Below are 3,688 nucleotides of genomic sequence, written 5' to 3' on the forward strand. Positions count from 1 at the left end.
GCCCGGGTGCCCGCCCCGGATGACCCCGACTGACGCACACGGTGGAGTGAAGCGAACCTGATATTCCGGCGGGGGCGGGCGTGGCGAAGCCCGGGTGCCCGCCCCGGATGAAGGAGATCCCCATGGGAGTCCTCGATGGCATCAAGGTCCTCGAGCTGGCACGCGTCCCGCCGGCGGAGCTGCCCGGGATGATGCTCGCCGACATGGGCGCGGAGGTGCTCAAGATCGACACCCCGCCAGCGACCGTGGAAGACGCCGAGGAGTCGCGCCGCGCCGCCTTCGCCTACGTGAACCGCAACAAGCGCTCCCTCGCCCTCAACCTGAAAGCGCCCGAGGGCCAGGCGGTCTTCACGCGGCTGGCCGCCTCGGCCGACGTCATCGTCGAGGGGTTCCGGCCAGGCGTGACGAAGCGGCTCGGCGCGGACTACGAGAGCATCCGCGCCCTCAACCCGCGCATCGTCTACTGCTCGCTCTCGGGCTTCGGCCAGCACGGGCCCTACCGCGACTACCCGGCCCACGACCTGAACTACCTGTCGCTGGCGGGGCTGCTCGGCCTCATCGGCGAGCCGGACCGGAAGCCGCAGATCCCGCTGAACATCGTCGCCGACTATGGCGGCGCGAGCATGCACGGGGCGCTGGGGATCATGCTCGCCCTCTTCGCCCGCGAGCGGACGGGGCGGGGCCAGCACGTGGACGTCTCCTATCTCGACACGACCATCGCGCTGCTCGCGGCCACCCCGAACATGCGCTTCTTCTTCAGCGACGGGCGGGCGCCCCGCCGGGGGGCGGGCTTCCTGGGCGGCTCCTACCCGTACTACGCCGTGTACGAGACCCGGGACGACAAGCTCCTGACCATCGGCTGCACCGAGCCCTGGCTCTGGGAGAACTTCTGCAAGGCCATCGGCCGCCCCGACTTCGTGCGCTTCGCGCGCCGGCCCGACCAGTTCGTGCGCGCCGCCAATGCCGAGGAGGTGCGGGCCCGCGAGGAGATCGAGGCCCTCATCCGCACGCGCACCCGCGACGAATGGTACGAGATCCTCGTCAAGGCGGACGTCTGCGTCGGGAAGGTCTACGATCCGGAGGAGATGGTACGCGACCCGCAGGTCCGGGCGCGGGACATGGTGGTGGAGATCGAGCACCCCGTCCACGGGACGGTCCGCGAGTTCGGCATGCCGATCAAGCTGTCGGAGACCCCGGGCACGGTGCGCGCGGCGGCGCCCCAGACGGGCGAGCACACCGATGCCGTGCTCCGCGAGCTCGGCATGAGCGACGGCGAGATCCGCGGGCTCAGGGACCGGAGGGTCGTGGCCTGAGCCGTCTCACCGGGGGCCCGGCCCGACCTGGTCCAGCGCTTCCCGCACCGCGCGCACCAGGTCATTGGGCGTGAAGGGCTTGCGGAGCAGGGCCAGCCCGGGATCGAGGGAGCCCTGGCGGCCCAGGATATCGTCCGAGTAGCCGGACATGTGCAGCACCCGCAGTCCCGGCCGCAGCGCCCTGAGCTTCTCGGCCAGCCGCAGCCCGTTCATCTGCGGCATGACGATGTCGGTGAGCAAGAGGTGGATGGGGCCGCCATGCTGCCGGGCGATGTCGAGGGCCACGGAGGGGCTGGGCGCCTCGAGGACGCTGTAGCCGCCCGCCTCGAGGATCTCGCGGCTCAGACTCCGGACCTCCTCCTCGTCCTCCACGAGCAGCACGATCTCCGAGCCCCTCCCGGCAGGGGCAGGCGAGCCCACTTCCGGGGCGACGGCCTCCTGGACGCGGGGCAGGTACACCCTGAAGGTCGTGCCGCGCCCGGGCTCGCTCTCGACGGCGATGTAGCCTTCGTGCTGCTTCGCGATGCCGTAGACCGTGGACAGGCCGAGCCCCGTCCCCCGGCCCGCCTCCTTGGTCGTGAAGAAGGGCTCGAAGATGCGCGCCCGGGTCGCCGCGTCCATCCCGACCCCTGTGTCGCTCACGGCGAGCACGACGTGAGGACCCAGCCGCGCCCCTGGATGCTCCCGGGCGAACGACTCGCCCAGCTCCGCCTGCGCAGTCTCGAGGACGAGCCGACCACCCCGTGGCATGGCGTCCCGCGCGTTCACCACCAGGTTCAGGATCACCTGCTCGAGCTGCCCGGGGTCGGCCTTGATGCGCGCACCCTCCGACCGCGGCGCGACGACCAGCTCGATGTCCTCGCCGATGAGCCGGCCGAGCATCGTGACCATGCCGGAGACCAGGGCGTCCGGATCGAGGACCTTCGGCTGGAGCACCTGCTTGCGGCTGAAAGCCAGCAGCTGCTGCACCAGCGCCGAGGCGCGGACCGCCGTCTTCTGGATGAGGTCGAGGTCGGCGCGGCGCTGGTCGTCGGATGGCAGGCCGCCCAGCAGGAGCTGGGCACGGCCGATGATGACGGTGAGGAGGTTGCCGAAGTCGTGGGCGATCCCGCCCGCCAGCCCCCCGATCGCCTCCATCTTCTGCGACTGGCGCAGCTGCGCCTCGAGCCGCCGGCGCTCGGTGATGTCGTGGATCACGACGTGATACCCCGGCTGGCTGCCGGCGTCGCCTCGCCACAGGGCACCTGACAGCAGGGAGTCGATCAGGGTTCCGTCCTTCCGGCGGAACCTCACCTCGAGGTCCCTGACGGCCCCGCTGCGCCCGATCTCCTCGAGGAACCTCGCGCGGTCCGCGGGATCGGCGTAGAGCTGCTTGACGCGGAGCCCTGCCACCTCGGCCGCGCTGTAGCCGAAGAGATCGAGGCCGGCCTGGTTGATCTCGAGGACCTCGCCCCCCGCCCCCACGATGCCGATCGCATCGCGGGACTCGGCGAAGACCGTCCGGTGCCTCTGCTCGGTCTCCCTCAACCGCTCCTCCGCCTGCGCCTGCTCCGCCACCCGGCCGATCTCGATGCCCGCATGGAGCAGCGCCTCCAGGAACGTCTCGTCCGGGGCATCCGCGCGCTGGTCCCACAGCGCGCCTGGTAGGGCCTGCACCGCCGCTGCTGTGCCGCACTCGTGGCTCATTCCTGATCTCCTCGGTCGAGGCTTTCGATGGCCCTCGTCGTGACGGCGTCGAGGCGCTCCAGGTCGAGAGGCTTGTGCGCGTAGTGAACGATCCCAACCCTGCGGGCCTCGACTTCGAGCGCCGGCCGCCGGTCGCTCGTCGTCACGACCATGGCCAGCTCCGGGTCCAGCGCCCTGAGACGCCGGGCCAGCTCCACTCCCGCCATGCCCCTGACGGTCAGGTCGATGATGGCCAGGCTTGGCTTCCTGAGGCTCGCCAGCCGCAAGGCCTCCTGGCCGGAGGTGGTGGCATGGGCCGGCAGCCCTTGCTCCTGGAAGCGGCGGGCCAGGGAGTCAGCGGCGGATTCGTCCCGGTCGACTACCAGGACCCAGTGAAGATGATCTCGCGGTGCCCCGGAGCGCTGAAGCATACCGACTCCAGCCTCTGCAGGTCTCTTGCCAGGAAAGAATTCGAGGAGAAGACTGAAGATTCAGGGGCTTGGAGAGAGCCTTACCCCCGGCGGCGATGCCAGCATGACACGAAGCCGTGCCACTCCCGGGAGCCCAGGGCTAGCGTGAGTTTACCCCGCAGCGTCCGCCGGCGCGCTTCAGCGTAACCTACTTCGCCTTTCCCGATCGACGGTTACCGGCCTCGCCTCGTTCGCCGGGATCGTAGCTACTAAACGAGTGTCTCGGCAGACGGCTTTCAA

Annotated in this window: 3 protein-coding genes; 1 reads left to right on the forward strand and 2 read right to left on the reverse strand. The window is 70.3% G+C overall.

The features are described 5' to 3' along the window. Positions 1 to 122 precede the first annotated feature (122 nt). The gene (locus HYV93_05135) at positions 123 to 1,313 is read left to right on the forward strand and encodes a CoA transferase (GenBank protein ID MBI2525348.1); all 1,191 of its coding nucleotides are present in this window, start codon (positions 123 to 125) and stop codon (positions 1,311 to 1,313) included. Positions 1,314 to 1,319: 6 nt separating this feature from the next. On the opposite strand, the gene HYV93_05140 is transcribed toward HYV93_05135, so the two are convergent. After that, positions 1,320 to 2,999, reverse strand: a complete 1,680-nt coding sequence (locus HYV93_05140; protein MBI2525349.1) for a PAS domain S-box protein — start codon at positions 2,997 to 2,999, stop codon at positions 1,320 to 1,322. After that, positions 2,996 to 3,409, reverse strand: a complete 414-nt coding sequence (locus HYV93_05145; GenBank protein ID MBI2525350.1) for a response regulator — start codon at positions 3,407 to 3,409, stop codon at positions 2,996 to 2,998. The genes HYV93_05140 and HYV93_05145 overlap by 4 nt, the downstream gene beginning before the upstream one ends. Positions 3,410 to 3,688: the final 279 nt, after the last annotated feature.

It is taken from the genome of Candidatus Rokuibacteriota bacterium (genome assembly GCA_016188005.1).
Lineage (GTDB): Bacteria > Methylomirabilota > Methylomirabilia > Rokubacteriales > CSP1-6 > UBA12499.